The sequence below is a fragment of the Oligoflexus sp. genome (genome assembly GCF_035638955.1).
GTDB lineage: Bacteria > Bdellovibrionota_B > Oligoflexia > Oligoflexales > Oligoflexaceae > Oligoflexus.
In genome coordinates this window covers 1-2,948 of the sequence record NZ_DASQYZ010000154.1, presented here as the reverse complement: position 1 = coordinate 2,948, position 2,948 = coordinate 1, and the positions used below count along the sequence as shown (strand labels likewise).

General features: G+C 51.6%; 4 protein-coding genes. All 4 read right to left on the bottom strand.

Annotation, left to right across the window (positions count from 1 at the left end; genetic code table 11):
• The coding region (locus VE954_RS14475; RefSeq protein ID WP_324953922.1) for a hypothetical protein at positions 1–323 on the bottom strand (323 nt) is incomplete at its 3' end.
• Positions 324–569: 246 nt separating this feature from the next.
• Complete coding sequence (locus VE954_RS14470; protein ID WP_324953920.1) at positions 570–965, bottom strand: hypothetical protein; 396 nt, start codon at positions 963–965, stop codon at positions 570–572.
• Positions 938–1,321 carry a hypothetical protein gene (locus VE954_RS14465; protein WP_324953918.1) on the bottom strand — a complete coding sequence of 128 codons (384 nt, stop codon included), beginning with the start codon at positions 1,319–1,321 and terminating at the stop codon, positions 938–940. The genes VE954_RS14470 and VE954_RS14465 overlap by 28 nt, the downstream gene beginning before the upstream one ends.
• A 594-nt stretch (positions 1,322–1,915) precedes the next feature.
• Positions 1,916–2,395 carry a hypothetical protein gene (locus VE954_RS14460; RefSeq protein ID WP_324953916.1) on the bottom strand — a complete coding sequence of 160 codons (480 nt, stop codon included), beginning with the start codon at positions 2,393–2,395 and terminating at the stop codon, positions 1,916–1,918.
• Positions 2,396–2,948: the final 553 nt, after the last annotated feature.

The following is a 2,948-nucleotide window of genomic DNA, read 5'->3' as shown; positions in this document are numbered from 1 at the left end:
TTTGTGAAAGACGGGCAAGAGTTGTCTTGATCGTCCGACGACGCTGGATTTGGGATGCGGGATTTTGGCATTTCGATGGTAAAGGGAAACGCTGCAGTTGGGCCCGATTGCATGGCCTGATCCTTGGGTGTCTCCATGGCTTCTTTCTTCGCTGGCTCCTCCACCGGCTTCTCAACAGCTTCTGTCGCAGGTTCGTTCTGCTTTTGCTGCGGATCTGGAGCCAGGGTCTCGACTTCAGCACGCGGGGCTTCCGCATGCTTGCGGGCTGATGATTTGCATGAGAAAGCGAGCAGAGCAACGAGCGAGAGAGTCAGGCAACGCATATGTTTTCTCCGAGGTGTTAAGAAGATGGGACCGGGCCACCCATCCAATCGACCTTTTCAGCTTTGTCTCATGCTGACCAGTGCGCTCAAGGCTGCAGGTGCGATTGCTGGACTTTATCGGCAAAAGAAGGAAACGCGCGATAGTCCTGGTGCTGGGATATATAACTCAACTGCAGGGATCCAACGGCTCGCAAAAGGGTTCTGCCTGAATGTTCAGGCAGAAATATTGGCCTTAAGGAAGCAAGTCTATTGCTTGCAGGTGCGATACCGGAAGGTAAAGCCAGGCGCTCTGTTCAGGAAGCCTTCCACTTCGGCAAGAGTGGTGGCCGTTGAAGCACGCAGAGTGGATTGAATCACGATGTTGAACGGTACGCTGACGGCATCCTTAGGGCATGGAATGTCCGCTATGGTCGGGGTCATTGTGTCCAGAGTGGATTCAAAAGCACCATTTTTTGGCCCAATGATTGTCTTTTGATATCGATACACGTACTGAATGGGACTCACGGTTTCAACTTTGACGAGATAATCAATGGTGTCAGCGTTTGCGAGGACACCGGATCCGAGGACTTTGACAGAATCAATATTCAAATCGACAAGGTACCCGGAAGGCATGATCACGGATCCGCGGATGGTGCAGGACATAATGGAGCCCTTGAACCTTTGGCTATGATATCCCCAATCTCGCCAATTTGAAGGATGAAGCTGTTCTTGCCAGGCAGAACGGTTTGGTAGGCTGGACAATCGGCTGTGATCGTGGACTTATCCAGCTGCCAGGTAAGAGTAATATCAACAGGCTCGGTTGGCTCCTTTTGCTCAACGGAAATAGGCACTTCGACCACCGGGTCAGCCGATGGCAGAGGATCGTTCGGCTTGGAGCCCTGTGATTCAGCTGGAAGGGCGGAACCTTCAATAGTGGGCCCAACGCCATCGCGGGGCGTGCAGGCTGCAGAGACAAGGATAACGACGGACAGTGCAGTCACCAGTCTGCGTGATATCATGGTAGTGGACCTCCAGGTTGTACTGCATACCCTATCGGTAAATTGTCGATATTTTGCGATAGCTGAAGTGCAGGGTTATATAACACAAGTGCAGGTACAGCTGAACTGCCCGGGTCGGGAGCCTGGGAGCAGCATCGGGACGAATCGTATTTGACTGGGACCCGGTATGTGATAAGATACGGCAAACAACTGTTATCGCAGTACCTAGTGCCTTGAGCCTCGCGCCATTGCGAGGCTTTTTCTTTTCGTGCAACCTGGGCACTGTCAGCGTTCACCTGATACCAATGGCCACGTGGTGGGATCCTTGAGAGTCCTTGGGTGGAAGCGCATGTGATGGAGTGGAACGCGGATGACAAATCTGAACAGCGCGTAGTCCTTATCTGATTCCTCTGTTTCAATTACCGGGATCCCCCCCAATTGCCCGGAGAAAGCTTCTGATCGCAGACATGCCTACGCCGCGGCCGGAAATCCCGGTGATGGGAACTCATGTCATGATCCCGCGTGCAGGGGCTGAAAAGACCGCCTACCCAGAAGGGAAGACGGCCAGTCAGGGGATGAAAACTTGAAGGCTGGGAACGGATATTACCTTGGAATTTATTCCGGAACTTTCGTCAGGTAGTAGGCGAGCAGGTTCTTGTCACCGTCCTTCGCTTCGAGGAACTTGTAGCGGATGGCCGGAGATGCGCCATTGCCGAGAGATGAATCGCTTTCGATAGCTGAACCAAGACTAACGATCAGCTTCTGGTCGCGAATTTTCGCACTGCTGTACTGAATTCCTGATTCCTTGTCGTTATTAAAGATGACCATATCGAAAGCGAAGACATTAGCACCCAGGTTTGCACCAAGGTTATAGCGCATTATGAAGCTTTCGCGGTCAGCATTTGGTTGACCCTTGCAGCCTACGCCGACATACTTGTCGAAGGTGACAACAATGTCCCTGCCATAGTCCGCAGCAAATTTAAACTCGACCCGGTTTGACGAGTAGATCATAATTCCGTCGACCTTATGCGAGGTATCCGTGCATTCTGCCCACATACCATAGAGACTCTTGCGAAAGGTTTCCGTATCAAGCACGAGGGGCGTGGCTTCGTCCGGCTTCTTATCAGGCCCAGAATGAAGGTCGGAGGGTGTTCATGGACACTGAGGGTTATCCACACATTCCACGACTCGCTCGATTATATCGACGTTCGGATACTGCTCTGAAGGAAGCTTTGTGGAGTCGTCCGGCTTTTTCCTGTCTTTGCTTTTCCTCTTTTTTCTTCCGTATGCTGCATTCCTCGATTTCTCGGATCGGCTGTCGAACATGACACTGCGGAGCCTGCAAAACTTTTTTTGCGACTCAAAGATCGCGTCTTCAAGAACCAGTTCGCGGGTGAGTGATTCCTTGAACCTTATGGTGAGTGACTCGCGCAGCTGCTGTTCGCCGCGAAGAAGAGTAATAAGATCCTCGCGGGAGGCGTCTGCAAGATGTTCCTCCGTAAGGGTCTTAAAGGCAAGAATTTGTTCAAGTGTCAGGTGCATGTGAGGGAGGTTGCCACGGAACGTGGCAATTTTCTCCGAAAATCAGTGGACGATTGATGACTTTTTATGAATTGCTGGGGGACTTTCCACAAAGCGTTTTTTGAGA

Coding starts and splice junctions, on each gene's coding strand:
- VE954_RS14465 (WP_324953918.1), bottom strand. CDS start 1,321: ATGATATCACGCAGACTGGTGACTGCACTGTCCGTCGTTATCCTTGTC.
- VE954_RS14470 (WP_324953920.1), bottom strand. CDS start 965: ATGTCCTGCACCATCCGCGGATCCGTGATCATGCCTTCCGGGTACCTT.